Annotated in this window: 14 protein-coding genes; 6 read left to right on the forward strand and 8 right to left on the reverse strand. The window is 47.7% G+C overall.

Features of this window, described 5'->3' with window-relative positions; translation table 11 throughout:
* The first annotated feature begins 65 nt into the window (after nt 1-65).
* From D8S93_RS14280 to D8S93_RS14300, 5 genes are all read left to right on the forward strand, one after another.
* Entirely contained in the window at nt 66-440 is a 375-nt protein-coding gene (locus tag D8S93_RS14280) for a MerR family transcriptional regulator (protein WP_012842485.1), read from the forward strand.
* Between the two features lie 66 nt (nt 441-506).
* Entirely contained in the window at nt 507-1,676 is a 1,170-nt protein-coding gene (locus D8S93_RS14285) for an isovaleryl-CoA dehydrogenase (RefSeq protein ID WP_152813875.1), read from the forward strand.
* Nucleotides 1,677-1,701: 25 nt separating this feature from the next.
* Nucleotides 1,702-3,306, forward strand: coding sequence for a carboxyl transferase domain-containing protein (locus tag D8S93_RS14290; protein WP_152813877.1), 1,605 nt, complete (start codon nt 1,702-1,704; stop codon nt 3,304-3,306).
* A 29-nt stretch (nt 3,307-3,335) separates the two neighbouring features.
* The gene (locus D8S93_RS14295; protein ID WP_145535327.1) at nt 3,336-4,175 is read left to right on the forward strand and encodes an enoyl-CoA hydratase-related protein; all 840 of its coding nucleotides are present in this window, start codon (nt 3,336-3,338) and stop codon (nt 4,173-4,175) included.
* Nucleotides 4,175-5,083, forward strand: coding sequence for a hydroxymethylglutaryl-CoA lyase (locus tag D8S93_RS14300; protein WP_152814042.1), 909 nt, complete (start codon nt 4,175-4,177; stop codon nt 5,081-5,083). The genes D8S93_RS14295 and D8S93_RS14300 overlap by 1 nt, the downstream gene beginning before the upstream one ends.
* A gap of 8 nt (nt 5,084-5,091) precedes the next feature.
* Here the strand turns inward: D8S93_RS14300 and D8S93_RS14305 are convergent, their stop codons facing one another.
* The 5 genes from D8S93_RS14305 to D8S93_RS14325 form a co-directional block, all read right to left on the reverse strand.
* The gene (locus D8S93_RS14305; protein ID WP_114322936.1) at nt 5,092-5,643 is read right to left on the reverse strand and encodes a DUF2301 domain-containing membrane protein; all 552 of its coding nucleotides are present in this window, start codon (nt 5,641-5,643) and stop codon (nt 5,092-5,094) included.
* A 40-nt stretch (nt 5,644-5,683) separates the two neighbouring features.
* On the reverse strand, nt 5,684-6,562 hold the full coding sequence (locus tag D8S93_RS14310; RefSeq protein ID WP_048625206.1) for a DMT family transporter: 879 nt from the start codon (nt 6,560-6,562) through the stop codon (nt 5,684-5,686).
* A 208-nt stretch (nt 6,563-6,770) separates the two neighbouring features.
* Complete coding sequence (locus D8S93_RS14315) at nt 6,771-9,818, reverse strand: FAD-binding and (Fe-S)-binding domain-containing protein (protein WP_152813879.1); 3,048 nt, start codon at nt 9,816-9,818, stop codon at nt 6,771-6,773.
* 55 nt (nt 9,819-9,873) lie between these two features.
* Nucleotides 9,874-10,743 (reverse strand): amidohydrolase family protein, encoded by an 870-nt coding sequence (locus tag D8S93_RS14320; protein WP_152813881.1) that lies wholly within the window; start codon nt 10,741-10,743, stop codon nt 9,874-9,876.
* A gap of 58 nt (nt 10,744-10,801) precedes the next feature.
* Nucleotides 10,802-11,695, reverse strand: a complete 894-nt coding sequence (locus tag D8S93_RS14325) for an alpha/beta hydrolase (RefSeq protein WP_005375755.1) — start codon at nt 11,693-11,695, stop codon at nt 10,802-10,804.
* A gap of 154 nt (nt 11,696-11,849) precedes the next feature.
* Between D8S93_RS14325 and D8S93_RS14330 the strand changes: the two genes are divergently transcribed.
* Complete coding sequence (locus D8S93_RS14330; RefSeq protein ID WP_047009304.1) at nt 11,850-12,806, forward strand: GlxA family transcriptional regulator; 957 nt, start codon at nt 11,850-11,852, stop codon at nt 12,804-12,806.
* Nucleotides 12,807-12,863: 57 nt separating this feature from the next.
* On the opposite strand, the gene D8S93_RS14335 is transcribed toward D8S93_RS14330, so the two are convergent.
* From D8S93_RS14335 to D8S93_RS14345, 3 genes are read right to left on the reverse strand one after another with little or no spacing between them, the layout of a single operon-like run.
* Nucleotides 12,864-14,225 carry an MmgE/PrpD family protein gene (locus tag D8S93_RS14335; protein ID WP_152813883.1) on the reverse strand — a complete coding sequence of 454 codons (1,362 nt, stop codon included), beginning with the start codon at nt 14,223-14,225 and terminating at the stop codon, nt 12,864-12,866.
* Nucleotides 14,226-14,239: 14 nt separating this feature from the next.
* Nucleotides 14,240-15,076: a nitrilase-related carbon-nitrogen hydrolase gene (locus D8S93_RS14340; RefSeq protein WP_152813885.1), complete on the reverse strand. Its 837-nt coding sequence runs from the start codon at nt 15,074-15,076 to the stop codon at nt 14,240-14,242.
* A 4-nt stretch (nt 15,077-15,080) separates the two neighbouring features.
* Complete coding sequence (locus D8S93_RS14345) at nt 15,081-15,962, reverse strand: glycine betaine ABC transporter substrate-binding protein (RefSeq protein WP_152813887.1); 882 nt, start codon at nt 15,960-15,962, stop codon at nt 15,081-15,083.
* Nucleotides 15,963-15,967: the final 5 nt, after the last annotated feature.

The raw sequence follows: 15,967 nt of genomic DNA on the forward strand, positions 1-15,967 counted from the left end.
CGTTCGGCCTTTCCGTTGAAGGTTCGATTTCCAGAAACTGGATTTTTATTCGAGGTAAGTATGTTATGGAAAAATACAAGATCAGTGACCTCGCCAAGGAGTTTGATATTACCACTCGCAGTATCCGGTTTTATGAGGACGTAGGTCTGATTGAACCAGAGCGAAAAGGCAACATGCGCGTTTATCAACGCAGAGATAAAATTCGTCTCAAACTGATTTTGAGAGGGAAACGGCTCGGTTTTTCACTGGCAGAAATTCGTGAACTTTTCGAGCTCTATGACATGCAACAAACCGAAGGACAGTTATTGAAAATGCTCAATATCATTGAAGAGAAACAAGCAGTCCTACAACAGCAACTCAATGACATCAGCGTCGTAATGGCAGAGTTGAATGCCGCTAAAGAACGCTGTATTCAAACACTCAAAAGCAAAGAGACATAACCGCTATACTCAAATAGCGACACTGCAATCGGCTTTTCCACCTTACCTCTGATATCGGGAGACGTTATGAAAAGCACCTACGCCCCACTGAATTTCGGACTTGGTGATACCATCGATATGCTCCGAGACCACGTTAATGCCTTTTCTACGGAACATATTGCTCCCATCGCCGCAGATATAGACCGCGATAACCAGTTTCCGAAGCATTTGTGGCCTTTGTTTGGAGATATGGGGTTGCTTGGTGTCACCGTCGATGAAGAATTTGGTGGTGCAGGCATGGGATACCTCGCTCACGTTGTGGCGATGGAAGAAATCAGCCGTGCCTCTGCCTCCGTCGCTTTAAGCTACGGCGCTCATTCTAATCTGTGCGTCAATCAGATCTTTCGCAATGGCACTCCTTCTCAACGCAAGAAATACCTTCCCAAACTCATCGATGGTACGCACGTTGGCGCCCTAGCTATGAGTGAGCCCAATGCAGGTTCAGACGTGATAAGCATGCAACTGAAAGCAGAGAACAAGGGCGACCATTTTGTACTAAATGGCAACAAAATGTGGATCACCAACGGTCCCGACGCTGACATAGTGGTGCTTTACGCTAAAACGGATGTCAATGCAGGTTCACGAGGTATTACCGCATTCATTGTTGAACGCAACGTCGAAGGTTTCAGCCATGCTCAAAAGCTGGACAAACTAGGCATGAGAGGCTCGAACACTTGCGAACTTGTGTTTAACAATTGCGTAGTGCCGAAAGAGAATATTCTTGGCGATCTGAATCAAGGCGTCGAGGTGTTAATGAGTGGACTAGATTACGAGCGCGTCGTCCTCGCTGCCGGACCACTCGGGATAATGCAAGCTTGCATGGACATTGTGGTCCCGTACGCACATGAACGAGAGCAGTTTGGAAAATCCATTGGCGAGTTTCAGTTAGTTCAGGGCAAGATCGCCGATATGTACTCTCGAATGAGTGCAGCAAAAGCGTATGTATATACCGTCGCAGCGGCTTGTGATCGAGGTAACGCAACGCGTAAAGATGCCGCAGGAGCGATTCTATACAGTGCAGAACTCGCCACACAAATGGCACTCGATGCAATCCAATTGCTCGGTGGGAATGGCTACATCAATGAATACCCTGCTGGTCGTTTGCTACGTGATGCAAAGCTTTATGAAATCGGTGCGGGTACCTCAGAGATTCGCCGCATGTTAATAGGCCGAGAACTGTTCGAAGAATCTCGCTAAAGGAACATACGATAAGGAAGTCATTATGGCCATTATCAAAAGTAAAACTAAGCCAACTGACGAGTTATTTCTTTCCAATAAAGCTGCGATGGAAACGTTGGTCACTCAACTGAATCAACATATCGAGACCATCAAACAAGGAGGCGGTGAAAAAGCCATTCAGCACCAGAGGCAAAAAGGAAAACTCCCCGCACGAGAACGCATCGCGCGCTTGCTTGATGACAACACTGACTTTCTTGAAATCAGCCAGTTTGCCGCCTGGCAAGTGTATGACGAATCCATCCCCTGCGCTGGCGTTATCGCCGGCATTGGTTTCATAGCGGGGATTCAATGTATGGTCATCGCCAACGATGCTTCGGTAAAAGGCGGAACCTACTACCCACTCACGGTAAAAAAACACCTTAGAGCGCAAGAGATAGCCCAACGTTGCCAACTCCCCTGCATATACTTGGTGGACTCCGGTGGCGCAAATCTCCCTCATCAGTCCGACGTCTTCCCCGACAAAGAACACTTTGGTCGCATTTTCTTTAACCAAGCGAGGATGTCAGCAAAAGGCATCCCTCAGGTTGCTGTTGTGATGGGGCTTTGCACTGCTGGGGGCGCATATGTTCCTGCCATGGCGGATGTGTCCATTATGGTCAAAGAGCAAGGCACCATATTTTTGGCGGGACCGCCTCTGGTGAAAGCGGCCACTGGCGAAGTCGTGACGGGTGAAGAGCTCGGCGGTGCAGACGTGCATTGTCGTAAATCTGGTGTTGCTGATTATTACGCTGAAAATGATGAGCATGCCCTAATGCTTGCTCGAGAAGCCATTGCCAATGCCAATAGAGCGAAATCGATTAAGCCGGAAAACACCGTGCTACCTCCCCGCTACGATGCAAAAGAAATCTACGGAATCGTGAATGCCAACTTACGACTATCATTCGACGTTCGAGAAATCATTGCCCGCATCGTCGATGATTCTGATTTTGACGAATTCAAAGCCTTGTACGGCAGAACGTTAGTGTGTGGCTTTGCTCGCATTCACGGACACTTGATCGGTATTGTGGCAAACAACGGTATCTTGTTTTCTGAATCGGCACAAAAAGGCGCGCACTTTATTGAACTTTGCGCCAAACGGAAAACACCGCTTCTCTTTCTCCAAAACATTACCGGATTTATGGTCGGGAAAAAGGTGGAAGAAGAAGGCATCGCAAAACATGGCGCCAAGCTGGTGATGGCCGTCGCTTGTGCTGACGTACCGAAGTTTACCGTGATCATCGGTGGGTCGTACGGCGCTGGCAATTATGGCATGTGCGGCCGAGCTTATGATCCAACCATGATGTGGATGTGGCCTAACGCGCGTATTTCTGTGATGGGCGGAGAACAAGCGGCAGGCGTCTTAACACAAGTTCGAAAAGACGCGAAGGAACGCCAGGGAGAAGCGTGGTCAGAGCAAGAAGAACACACTTTTAGAGAATCAATCATAGACTTGTATGAAACACAAGGACATCCCTATTTTGCGAGCGCTCGGCTATGGGATGACGGAATTATTGACCCCAAACAAACCCGTCAGGTGTTGAGTCAGGCGCTAACGGCAGCATTAAATGCCCCCATTCCTGATAGCGAGTTTGGCGTCTTCAGAATGTAAATATCCAGAGATAAATTAAGGAAGTAAGTATGCAGGAAATGCAACCAAGCATTATTCCCAACGCCCAAAGACAAGATGATGTTCTTTGGCATGTCGATGACAATGGCGTAGCGACCATCACTCTAAACAGAACAGCCAAACACAATGCTTTTGACGCTTGTACGATCGACTTGCTGATCCATCGTCTAGATTATCTCGCTTTACGAACGGATGTGCGGTGCTTGGTATTAAGAAGTAACGGCAAGCACTTTTCATCCGGAGCCGACCTGAATTGGATGCAGTCGATGGCCGACAGCACGAGGCAAGATAATTTCGTTGATGCCCAAAACTTGGCAAGACTCATGGAAACACTAGATTCGTTCCCTCAACCCACCATCGCGGTTGTACAAGGCTCCGCTTACGGCGGCGCGCTGGGATTGATTTGTTGCAGTGATATCGCCATCGCGAGCCAATGTGCCAACTTTTGCTTAAGTGAAGTTAAGCTTGGTCTAGTTCCGGCAACCATTGCGCCTTACGTCATGCGCGCTATGGGGAATCGACAAGCTAGACGCTATATCTTAAGTGGTGAAGTCATTTCAGCCGAGGATGCCGAACGGTTTGGTATTGTGCACGAAGTGAAAGAAGCCAAACAACTTGAAAGTGCGGTCGATAGCGTGATCAAGACGTTACTACTTAATAGCCCAGATGCGATGCGCAAAGCGAAAACGCTCTGTCACCAATGTCATCAAAACCCCATCGATCAACAACTGATTCACTATACTAGCAAGCTCATTGCGGACATTAGGGTATCGCCACAAGGCCAAGATGGCTTGCAAGCGTTTCTTGAAAAACGAAGCCCAAGTTGGGTAACCAAATCACAGGACAAGTAATGCTGCCTTCCAAAGTAAATATTGTCGAAGTAGGTCCACGAGATGGATTGCAAAATGAATCTCCTGTTGCGACCCAGACTAAAATCCGGTTGATCAACTTACTCTCTGATACTGGGCTAACGCATATTGAGGCGGGCTCTTTTGTTTCGCCCAAATGGGTGCCACAAATGGCGGACTCAACAGAGGTCATGAAAGCAATAACAAGGCGAAATCATGTTACTTATTCTGCCCTGACACCAAACCTAAAAGGATTCGAACAAGCCTTGGAGGCTGGTGCCAATCAGGTCGCAATTTTCACTTCATCATCAGAAGGATTCTGCCAACACAATATCAATTGCTCGATTGCAGAAAGTTTAACTCGCTTCGAGCCTGTAATGCGATTAGCCACCAAACACAGCATCCCTGTTCGAGGTTATCTATCCTGCGTTGCCGATTGCCCTTACGACGGTCCGACAGACCCTAGGCAGGTGGCGAGCGTGACCAAATCCCTCATCGATTTAGGGTGCTATGAGGTGTCTCTAGGTGACACCATCGGCACAGGCACGCCAAATCGAATTGCAGCCATGCTGGAGGCCGTCATGTTGGTTACACCTCTCCCCCTGCTTGCTGTCCATTTCCACGATACATGGGGACAAGCGCTCGCCAATATTCATCAAGCATTGAGTATGGGCATCAATACCATCGACAGTAGTGTAGCTGGGCTAGGTGGATGCCCATACGCTCATGGGGCCTCGGGGAATGTCGCGACGGAGGATGTACTGTATTTATGCCAAGGATTAGGGATCGAAACGGGGATCGACTTGGAGCTGTTAGCAAAAGCTGGCTGGATGATCAGCGAAGAGCTTAATCGAGAACCCACATCAAAAGTATCGCTAGCTTTGCGTAACCGTATGACATCTCTAACTTAAGGCGTTTATTAAACCTCGTAGTTTGCTTTGATACCAATATCAAAATGAAGTGGCATCCGCCACTTTGATATAGACAGGAAGCCCATAATTAAGCCAGACAACCCTGTTGCAATATTCGCTACCGTCAGTATTTCGAAACAAAACGCAAAGGTTGCGATGGCAAGTAGCACTGGCACCGCTTTCAAGCCTGGAACTTTAAAACAAAAGGATTCTTTCAGCGCCACACCGGAAAAAGTGACAAAGACAAAACCAAGAGAAAGCCACACGCGGGATAAGTCTGGATCGCTCACCATGAAGAGCAGTCCCACCCAAGTTGACCAGCTGATGACAGTACGCACAGTTTTACTGTAGACATGGATATTTGCTGCAGTTAATACACCTGCAATGGCGATGAGCAGCAACACATTTCGATCATAAAATGCCGCACCTTCAATAAGGTGCAAACCCGATATCGTCATCGCGATAAGCCCAAAGGCAAATACGCTAATTCCTAAACGGTATAAACAGACGCTTAAAATATCTAAAAAGTCTAGTGATTCCTGATGCTCAGTATTGGCCATGCTTCACTCCTAAATTGTTCCCTACCCACATTTCTTGAAGCTACCTAGGGATAGACAAACGAAATCGCCCGCCAGTACGATAAATAATAAGAGAGAATAAGATAAGCACACAGCCAACTAGCTTATTTGCCGTTAGCACTTCGCCATACCACAGCACGCTTAGAATGACGGTCCAAACTGGCTCTAATATCATGATCAAGGCAGCATTACCTGCCTGAACAAATTTTTGCCCCATGGTTTGCATTACGTAACGCAAGCTCGTCGCTAGCAAAGTGCTCAACGCGAACCACCACCAAATGGAGGAGTCAACCTCTGCCGGAAAAGACTCCATAAAGAAAGAAACCAACAAACCTAAACAACCAGCAGAAAAAAGCTGCACGCAAGTAAGCAGCAACACAGGCAATTTTTGAGAATATTTACTGTTCACATTAAAGTGAAGCGCAAGAACCAGTGCCGCCCCAAGAAACCAAAATTGACTGGCCGATTGCTTCCAACCGCCAACTAAAGAGAGACAGGCGAGACCTAATACCGCGATAGGCAAAGAAAGCCAGAAAATTCGTTGTGGTCGTTGACGAAACATAACCCACGCAACAATCGGCACAAATAGCATGGAGAGACTCATGATAAATGCGCCTTCCCCGAGCGTGTCGCTGATGGAGATGGCGTAAATCCATGTCATAACGGCACTACCTAACAGTAGCCCGACACCACCAGCAGAAAGCACATCTCTCAAATTCGCTTTCAACAAAGGTCGATAGCACAACGGCAGCAGACAGAGCGATGCAATAGTAAATCGCGCCCCGATAAAGCCGAAAGGTGGTAAACCCTGTATTGTTTCCTTAGAAAAGATCCAACCAAGTGCCGCGATCATCGTTGTCGCAACCAGAATAACCGTCGCTTTGCGTTCTGAGTTAAACATAAGTACTCACAAAATATGGAACACAGTATCGCAGCAAGGGAAGTTTGCTGCGCTGTTGTATCAATTTGAAAGGAGTTTCTGTCGAGCGGAAGTGAAAGCCCAATTCTCTCCTGTGTTGTTAAGCAGATTGAAGTTCTGCGGTCGGATACATTAAAGGCAGGTAAAGTCTTAAGGCAAGCGTTTTCGTATACTAAATTGCCTAAGCATCTTATGCACTAAACAAACTGGCTAAAACTTGGACCGGATGTCGAACTACCTCCCCTTCAAAACGCTTAACTTGACTGCGGCAGGAATATCCCGTGGCTAACACACGCTCGGTGGGCAGGTTCTTTATATTCGGTTTCCAACTCAGCTGATAAATAGCTTCAGACGTACTTTTCTTATCCACTTCATGGCCGAATGTCCCTGCCATGCCACAACATCCCGTAGGTATCACTTGCAGCTTTAAACCAAAGTGATGAAAAATAGACTGCCAAGACTTCTCAGTCTCCGGTACTTTGGTCTTTTCTGTGCAATGCGCCATCAAATACCAAGGCTCTTCGTCTGATAAACTTACTGGCGGCCATTCATTGAGTGTATCCACCAGCCATTCATGAGCCGTATAAACTGTAAACTCGCCCCGCTTTTCTTTTAGAACCTGATGGTATTCATCACGATAACAAAGCACTAAGGCAGCATCGATACCGATCATAGGAATTTCAAGCTCAGCAACTTGGTTGAGAAAATCCGAAGTGTTTTGTGCATTTCTGGCGAATGCCTTAAGGAAACCTTTTACATGTTGAGCTTTCCCATTAGGTTTGAAAGGCAGAACAACAGGGTGTTTCCCTAACCGCTGCAATAACTGAATAAAGTCTGCAACCAACTCGGCTTCATAAAAGCTGGTAAATGGATCTTGAACAATCAAGACGTAATTTTGCTTCACTTCTGGGGAAAGCGATTCTAGATACGCAAAGTCAAACGGGCTCACGCCAAGTGCCTGACATCGATTTTGCAACGTAGGGATAGATAGCACTGGCGAATCAATAAAACCGATGGATGTCTCTAATACTTGCGTAACGGGCCGAGTAGATGCCATTTGATTAACCAGCTTGGGGGCTTTTGCCATAATCGGCAGCAGTTGCTCAATATTCGACACCAGATAGTCGCGCAGAGGTCTGCGATAACGAGAGTGATAGAGGTGTAAAAAACGCGCTCTAAAATCAGGCACATCAACTTTAACAGGACACTGACTCGCACATGCTTTGCACGCTAGACAACCGTTCATCACCTCATAAACTTCATGCGATAAATCATCAGATGTGGGGCGAGATATCAACTTACTCAGCTTCTGAGTCAAAAGCTTAACCGATAATGTTTGATTGAGAAGCTGTTGTTCGTTAGCGAGCAAATCGAAGCCACTGTCATTAAGGCGACGCAGCCATTCACGCATTATCCCAGCCCTCCCTTTCGGAGAGTGGCGACGATCGGCTGTTACTTTAAATGATGGACACATTGGGCTATCAGCATCGTAATTAAAACACAGCCCATTGCCATTGCAAGACAGCACGGGCTTAAGCGACTCTCGGACTTCTACGGGGATCTGACGATCATAGTAGCCACGCTTGGTCGCTGTGACTTTTACCATTTCAGCGTCGCTATTCAGTGGCGTGCAAATCTTGCCCGGGTTCATTTTATTGTCGGGGTCAAACGCCGCTTTAATACGCCTTAATTCAGTAAAGAGCTCATCACCAAAGAAGGCTGGTCCATATTCTGAGCGATATCCTTTACCGTGCTCTCCCCACATTAAACCATTGTATTTTGCCACCAACGCGACCACATCATCGGACAGTTGATGCATCAACGCTTCTTGTTCGGGGTCACACATATCGAGCGCAGGACGCACGTGAAGGACGCCAGCATCCACATGCCCAAACATGCCATAATGCAGGTTATTGCGGTCTAGCAACGTACGAAATTCCGCGATAAAGTCCGCCAAATTTTCAGGCGGCACACAGGTATCTTCCGCGAATGCAATCGGCTTTGCCTGACCTTTGGTCGCGCCAAGCAGCCCAACCGCTTTCTTGCGCATGCCATAAATGGCCTGGATGTCTTGGGGTTCACGACAGACTTGATAACCGATGATACCACTGCGTCGGTGAGCCATTTCTTTATCGAGAATTGAAAGCAAGCGTTCAACTTTATCCTCAATATCATCGTCGTGACTGCCTGCGAACTCGACAAAGTTAAGCCCTTGCATCTCTTTGCCCCGCACATCTGAGATCGCGTGTTTTACCGAGTGCCAGACAATGTCTTCTCTTGCAAGATTAAGCACCTTTGCATCAACCGTCTCTACCGATAGCGCCTCTGCTTCGACCATCAAGGGAGCATTTCGCAATGCAGAATCAAAGCTATCGTATTTAACGTTCACTAACCGTCGCGTGGTAGGTATTCGCGTAAGATTGAGCTTGGCTTCAGTGATAAAAGCTAACGTGCCTTCAGAGCCACATAATATTCTCGTGACGTCAAACTCTTCACTCTTGTCGTTGATGGCATTTTTTAGGTCATAACCAGTAAGAAATCGATTCAGAGGAGGAAACTTATCCAGAATCTGTTGACGCTTGTCTCGACAAACTTCCTCCGTAATTTTTAACGCTCGCGATACTACATCACTGTTTAACCATTTGTTTTGTTGAATTGCTTCGGTATCGAGCACCGAACCATCCGCCAATACGGCTTTGAGCGCCAACACATGATCCGAGGTTTTACCATATTGCAAAGAGCCTTGGCCTGATGCATCGGTATTAATCATCCCACCTAATGTTGCGCGGTTGCTGGTCGACAGATCTGGCGAGAAGAAATAACCATAAGGGCGAACGATGTCGTTGAGTTGATCTTTGACTATCCCAGTTTCCACTCTCACCCAACCTTCCTGCTCGTTGATCTCTAACACTCGATTCATATAGCGAGACAGATCAACCACGATCCCCGAGTTCAATGATTGTCCGTTGGTGCCCGTTCCGCCTCCTCTGGGCGAAAAGGTCAGGTGCTTAAATTCATCACGATCACTGACCTTGCCAAGTATTACCACATCATGATGGTTGGCAGGAAAGACGACCGACAGAGGAAGTTGCTGGTAGACGCTGTTATCAGTCGCCATACTCAATCGAGTGGTATAGCGAGCATCAGTATCCCCCTTGAAACCAAGCTGTTTAAGGGTGTTAAAGAACTTGATAACCACAGGATCAGAGGAAACCTGTAGCGGAAGTGCAGGAAGCATAATTTGAATCAGTGCCTTACGGTTGTCTTTTTAGGTTGGTAACATAAATGCGGAGTTAAAAGCGGTAGAGGCGCTTGGGGTTATCGACCAGAATCTTGCTAAACAGTGTCGTATCTTGCGTCCAGTGCCACAAGGTATCTAACAACTGGCCATCATTTGGCATCTCAGCAGCAAAACATGGGTGAGGCCAATCCGAACCCCAGACACATTGCTCTTCATTCGCTTCTAACAAAGCTTGAGCAAATGGAGAAACGTCATCATAAGGCGGCGATTGAGGCGACAAACGATACGGAGCCGACAGTTTTGTCCACACTTTCCCTTCGGCCTTAAGCTTCAATAAGGTTTGAAAACCAGGATGAGAAATCAGCTTGTTTGTTGGCATATGTCCAAGATGATCAATCACTACGGGCACGGGTAAAGCCCTTAATCGCTGATATAAGTCATCAAACTGCGAAACATCAATTAAGCATTGAAGGTGCCAGTGTCGCTCTGCAAGGCGAGCCGCTAAACGTTCAACATCACGCCACTCAATACCACCTTTAAATAGCAGGTTCATCCGCACCCCACAAAATCCGGCTTCTTGTAGCTCATCCAGCGTTTGCTCGGAAACATCCGCATCCACGACCGCGACGCCTTTGTAGTCGTAACCTTGCTGGCGTAAATACCGTAATGTATCAAGATGCAACTGGTTGTCATTGCCATACACACTCGGCTGAACCAGCACGCCATGACGGATGCCTAATTGCTGGTGTAAATGTAGGTACGCGCCGACGCTGGCATCGGGTGGCGTGTAGGTTCGCGTTTCACTGTACGGATAACGTGAAGAAAAAACGTGGGCATGACAATCAACCGCGCCTGCAGGAATCGCAATTGTTGGTTTATGTACAAATGGGTCAGCCGCTTCACAAAATGGAATTATGCTCATCGAAAATCATCCTGTCAGAAAGGTAGAGGTGCCATCAACGAAAGCACCTCTTGAAGACTTAACTGAAGTTCTCACTCAACCAGTTTGCGATCACGCCAGAGAACTGAATAAACTTAGGATCGTCGTCCAACATCCACTCTGTGTGACCACCTTCAGGCAGTAAGAATAGAGATTTCGGCCCAGGGTATTTCGCGTACAGCGACTTTGCCTCAGTCACTGGGTGAAGGTCGTTTTCTGCACCGTGCGCAATCAAGATTGGCGCGTCTGCAAATCGCTCGTCCAGTAGAGCTTCCGGTTTGAAATTGATGAGAGAATCCGCAAAATCCAGATCAGATGTCACGCCGTAGCCCGGCGCTTTGACCAGTTCAGTGAATACATATTCGCGGCTTACTGGATCAAGCGGGTAGATTTCAAATGGATCAATCCCCTGCTTTTCTCCACCAAGAGCAAGACGTGTACGCTCTTCTAACATAAATTGACGGAACGCTTTCCAACCGTGCTCGCCACGTTGAGCAACCTGAACACGTACCGCATCATAAAAGCCGTTCATGGAGATAAGGCCATCAATCGCATCTTGGCAAACGCGGTAAGCATCAAGAATTAATCCCCCCGCCATGCCCCAGCCAGCCAGTACGACTTTGCGCCCTTCCTCGTCAGCGCGCTGTTTCACAACCGCAACCGCATTGGCGATGTCACGTACTTGTTCATCCAGGATAACTCGCTCACGAATACCCTCAGATTCACCAAAGCCACGGTAGTCAAATCCGAATACCGTAAAGCCCTTCGCAGTTAAGGCTCTCGCGTAACGCTCTGGGTGAATATTTTTTTGCCCAGTAAAGCCTGAGCAGACAATAACGATCGGTAAGTCTGGGTTGTTAACGTTCTCGTCAGTAAAGAAAGCGCCATCAAGGCGTAGACCATCACTAATTACTGGGGCTTTTTGTTCAATCATAATTATCTCGTCCAAATGAATGTGTATGCTCGACAAAGAACTCCTTGTCTTAAGTCACATCATGTTCGAATTTTGATAGCAATAATTTAACAATTGCGACATTCTTATCCAGAAATACGACATAGATGAACTGCCCACTTGGTGACCACAGAGAATGAAAACGACACACACGTATCGCATTGGTTTTTTCCTTATTCCTGATTTTTCGATGCTCTCTTTTTCGGCGGTTATCGAACCTCTTCGAATGGCCAACCGCCTCGCTGGTTGCGATTTGTATCAGTGGGATATTTATGGATTCGAAGATAAAGAAGTGTCGGCCAGTAATGGCGTTTCATTCTCGCCAACACAGTCAATCAACAACATTGCTCATTTAGACTTGCTGCTGGTTGTGGCAGGTATTGGCGCCCATGTTGCTGCTGCGAGTGGCTCGGTGAATCAGTGGTTAAAACAGGCGCTTCGTCAAGGCATCGCCGTGGGCTCGACTTCGACAGGCAGCGTGTTGTTAGCAAAAGCTGGCCTGTTAAAAAACAAAACGTGTACCGTGCATTGGGAGTCCGCCAACAGCCTGGCAGAGGAGTTTCCAAACATTAACGTGACCAGTGAGTTGTACGAATTCGACCCACGCACACCAACTTGTTCGGGCGGCTTAGCCGGTTTGGATATGATGCTTCATTTAATTACAAACCAACATGGGAGTGACTTGGCGAATCAAGTGGCAGAGCAATGCATTCACCCTGCGATTCGACCCGCGCATGATAAACAGCGGATGTCGTTAATTCGTAAACATAACATCCGCCACCCTCGCCTGCTCGACGCTGTAGAAATCATGGAAGCCAACATGGAAGAACCGCTAAAGTGCTATGAAATTGGCGAGCAAGTAGGGTTGTCGGTCAGGCAGATGGAAAGATTATTTTTGCAATACTTGCAAGACAAACCAGGCAATTACTACCTTCAATTGCGCTTAGAACGCGCTCAACATTTGTTGTTGCAAACCATGCTGTCCATCACTCAAATCAGCACCGCTTGTGGGTTCAGTTCTACATCGTATTTTGCGCGCTGCTACAAAAAACGCTATGAAAAAACGCCGCGTGAAGAGCGACGTTTAGCTTAAGATTGAGTAAAAGAAAAGAAGATTGAGTAAAAGAAAAGAAGTTCGATCTCTTCGATCTCATAGTGACTTGCTAGGCGACGTGTCAGATGGCTTATCAGACAAAGTGCCTTGGTAAAGCAATGATAGCCAAGCAAGTACCCGCTCTTTACTGGCTTTATCAAGTTGCAAACAGCCCTCTTCTATCGCTGACACGCGTGAAGCGGACAATTCTTTCTCTGCCAAAGTGCGAAACTTACCTCGCATCTCGTCTCGACTGAGAGGATTTTCAGGATTACCTCGGGCAATACAGGGAGGCGAAGTCAGTTTGTCGCCATTTTTCAACGTCACCACGACATGCGCCCAGCGTTCGGCTGGAAACTTATCATTGTAAGCGGGCTCTTCAATTAACCTCATCCGCTCCGTAAGTGCCAAGCGAGCAGGATCTTTCAGTCCTTTGGTGACGGCCTCCACCGTGACCGTATTATCAATGACCGCACTCGCGACTGAAAATGGCAAACTGTACTGAGCCTGCTCGGTTGTCTCTGGGCGCTTGGTATGCAAGCACGCCGCCTGATGAAAGCTATGAACTTCGATAAGTTCAATCTCATCAGGTTCTAGCTTATTTTCGTGTTGCAGCGCTCTCACTGCTTCAACCGCGGGTTGAGCCCAACGACAAACCGGATACGGTTTAAAGTATTGCTCCAGAATATACCAGCGCTGCCCTAAATCTGCCCACAAAGCGTGAGTTTGTTGGTCCAGCAGAGTCACGGCTGGCGCGCCAGTAAAGCCCTCTTCTGCCAGCTCTGCACTGGCAAAGCCCGCCATCGCTCCCCAGCCAGAGCCGTCTTTGAGCATGGTTGGATGTTCAATACAACGCATCATTTGGCTACGCGGGCCATAGAACTCGGCAATGCCGAGCGCATGCTCTGTTTGTGCCTCCGTTAATTCTTTTCTTCTTGCAGACACCGCAGCGACGCCCAACGCATTCCAAGCACCAGAAGTATGATAATCACAAGCGGTTTGATGCAGCGCGATTCCGGCGCGAGTTGCTATTTCGTAGCCAATGACGAGGGACGTTAATAACTCTTCTCCCGTAACTGCTGACTCATACATACTGGCGAGCAACCCCGGAAAAACAGCGACGCCAACATGGCCTTTCGTCAGGACTTGGCCGTCGTGCGCGTCCATACTGTCAATCAACATGCCGCCATATAGAGTTGCCCCACAACCACTGGCCGTGTGATCAGAAAACAGCATCGGCGTATCACCGGAAAACTGCTTCTGCGCGAGTTTGGCTACCATGTTTTGCAGCTGCGTCGCTTTACCAGCTGCGGCGACACCTAACAGATCCAAGACGCAATATTTCGCTTGTTCAATAACGTCAGCAGGAAGCTGTTCAAAGGTTAGTTCGTGAATAAATCGATGAATAGATTGCATCATCTACTGCTCCAGTTTTAGCGTTTTGCCTTCGACAATAGCGTTGTGATCAATGGTGTATTGCTGTCTCGCATGGTAGGCAGCTCGAATCTGGCTTTATCAATATCGTCCAATGACAAGGTCGCAGTTATCAAGGTTTCACCGTCTTCTGCCTGCGCCAATAGCTCACCCGTTGCAGACAAAATACAGCTTCCTCCCCAAAACCACGCTTCGCCCTCTGGCCCGTAACGATTGGCCATCAAAACTGGGGTTCCGTAGAGCACCGCATAGAATTTAACGTTAACTAACCAGTTGTCTTCATTGGAAAAGTCTTTACTGACAATACTGCTGGCCGAGTTGATCGGCGCGAGCAAAATTTCAGGCTTATCGAGTAATGCGCAATGAACCAAAGGTGGATTCCATAAATCGGCACAAATTAAAACCGAGCCTCGCCAATTATCATCAAGAGAAACGCTGGTGGTAGCCTCTCCCGAATGAAACCACTTGCCCTCTTCAAGCCCACCATAGGTTGGTAAATTGATTTTGCGATGCACAGCAACCACCGTACCACCGAGCAACCAAGCCATCGCGTTGTAGTACTCTCCCGGAGCGGCCTGTTCCACAAAGCCGACAATCACGGACATCTGCGGCGCAAGTTGCGCAAGCTCTTTAAGCCGAGCATCATCACGCTTCATGGCGACTTCACGCACAGAGGATTGGAGCTGGTATCCGGTCAAGGAGAGTTCAGGAAACAGCAATAGCTGCGACCCTATAGCCGCAGCTTGCTTTATGTAATCCTGATGAGTATTCAGATTGGCATTCACATCGCCTAACTGGGCGTTGATTTGGGCCACACTGACTTGCAGGATAGTCATGGTATTACCCCAAGTTATGCTCAGATAGGAACTGGCTTGCGACTTCTGAGATCGAACGTCGCTCCACATCAACTTGTTGATTCAAAGTCGACATCGTATCGCCATCGATCGCCGCAGAAAGCGCGTTCATTTGCTCGGCAAGCTCTGGGTTCGCATCTAGCGTTTCTTGGCGAACCACAGGAGTGATCGCGTAATCAGGGAAGAACTGTCTGTCATCCGTTAAAACGGTAAAACCAAATGCTTTGATACGACCATCTGTTGCGAATACGAGCGCAGCATCGACTTCTTTCCCTTTTAGCGCATCATAAGTTAACCCAGTATCCATGCGTTTCACTTGGTCACGTGAAGCTTTGAATTTGTAGGTTTTCTGTAAAGGTCGGAAGCCATCTTTTCGTGCATAGAATTCCGCATTCAAAGCAATGGTCATTGGCGGGTCTTGGCGCATTTGCTCGGCGAAGTCGGATAAGGTTGAGATGCCACGTTGTTTCGCATCGTCACTGCGCATAGCGAGCGCGTAGGTGTTGTTCGCTTTTGAAGGGTTAAGCCAAACTAGGCCTTTCTTCGCATCGAGTTCCTTAACGCGTTGATACACTTGCTCTGCTGGGAGCTTGTCTTTGACTTTGTTGTAAATGATCAGTGATGTGCCCGTGTATTCCCAATAAAGATCAATCTGGCCGTTTTCTTGCGCTTTACGCAAAACCGCACTGCCCATGCCCGAGCGCTTATCAACGTCGTAGCCTTTTTTGGTTAAATATTGAGACGTGATCTCCGTTAAAAGCTGTTGTTCTGTAAAGTTTTTACCACCTACGACGATTTCCGCAGATGCGTGAAAACTTGAAAGCAGTACACCAACGGCCAGCAAGCGGCGAGTAATTTGCTTCAACATGTTTG

The organism is Vibrio sp. VGrn 2 (genome assembly GCF_009361695.1).
In the GTDB taxonomy this organism is placed as follows: domain Bacteria; phylum Pseudomonadota; class Gammaproteobacteria; order Enterobacterales; family Vibrionaceae; genus Vibrio; species Vibrio diabolicus.

Bases quoted from the DNA above. Each gene is read 5' to 3' on its own strand.
- D8S93_RS14280 (WP_012842485.1), top strand. From the start codon at position 66: ATGGAAAAATACAAGATCAGTGACCTCGCCAAGGAGTTTGATATTACC.
- D8S93_RS14285 (WP_152813875.1), top strand. From the start codon at position 507: ATGAAAAGCACCTACGCCCCACTGAATTTCGGACTTGGTGATACCATC.
- D8S93_RS14290 (WP_152813877.1), top strand. From the start codon at position 1,702: ATGGCCATTATCAAAAGTAAAACTAAGCCAACTGACGAGTTATTTCTT.
- D8S93_RS14295 (WP_145535327.1), top strand. From the start codon at position 3,336: ATGCAGGAAATGCAACCAAGCATTATTCCCAACGCCCAAAGACAAGAT.
- D8S93_RS14300 (WP_152814042.1), top strand. From the start codon at position 4,175: ATGCTGCCTTCCAAAGTAAATATTGTCGAAGTAGGTCCACGAGATGGA.
- D8S93_RS14305 (WP_114322936.1), bottom strand. From the start codon at position 5,643: ATGGCCAATACTGAGCATCAGGAATCACTAGACTTTTTAGATATTTTA.
- D8S93_RS14310 (WP_048625206.1), bottom strand. From the start codon at position 6,562: ATGTTTAACTCAGAACGCAAAGCGACGGTTATTCTGGTTGCGACAACG.
- D8S93_RS14315 (WP_152813879.1), bottom strand. From the start codon at position 9,818: ATGCTTCCTGCACTTCCGCTACAGGTTTCCTCTGATCCTGTGGTTATC.
- D8S93_RS14320 (WP_152813881.1), bottom strand. From the start codon at position 10,743: ATGAGCATAATTCCATTTTGTGAAGCGGCTGACCCATTTGTACATAAA.
- D8S93_RS14325 (WP_005375755.1), bottom strand. From the start codon at position 11,695: ATGATTGAACAAAAAGCCCCAGTAATTAGTGATGGTCTACGCCTTGAT.
- D8S93_RS14330 (WP_047009304.1), top strand. From the start codon at position 11,850: ATGAAAACGACACACACGTATCGCATTGGTTTTTTCCTTATTCCTGAT.
- D8S93_RS14335 (WP_152813883.1), bottom strand. From the start codon at position 14,225: ATGATGCAATCTATTCATCGATTTATTCACGAACTAACCTTTGAACAG.
- D8S93_RS14340 (WP_152813885.1), bottom strand. From the start codon at position 15,076: ATGACTATCCTGCAAGTCAGTGTGGCCCAAATCAACGCCCAGTTAGGC.
- D8S93_RS14345 (WP_152813887.1), bottom strand. From the start codon at position 15,962: ATGTTGAAGCAAATTACTCGCCGCTTGCTGGCCGTTGGTGTACTGCTT.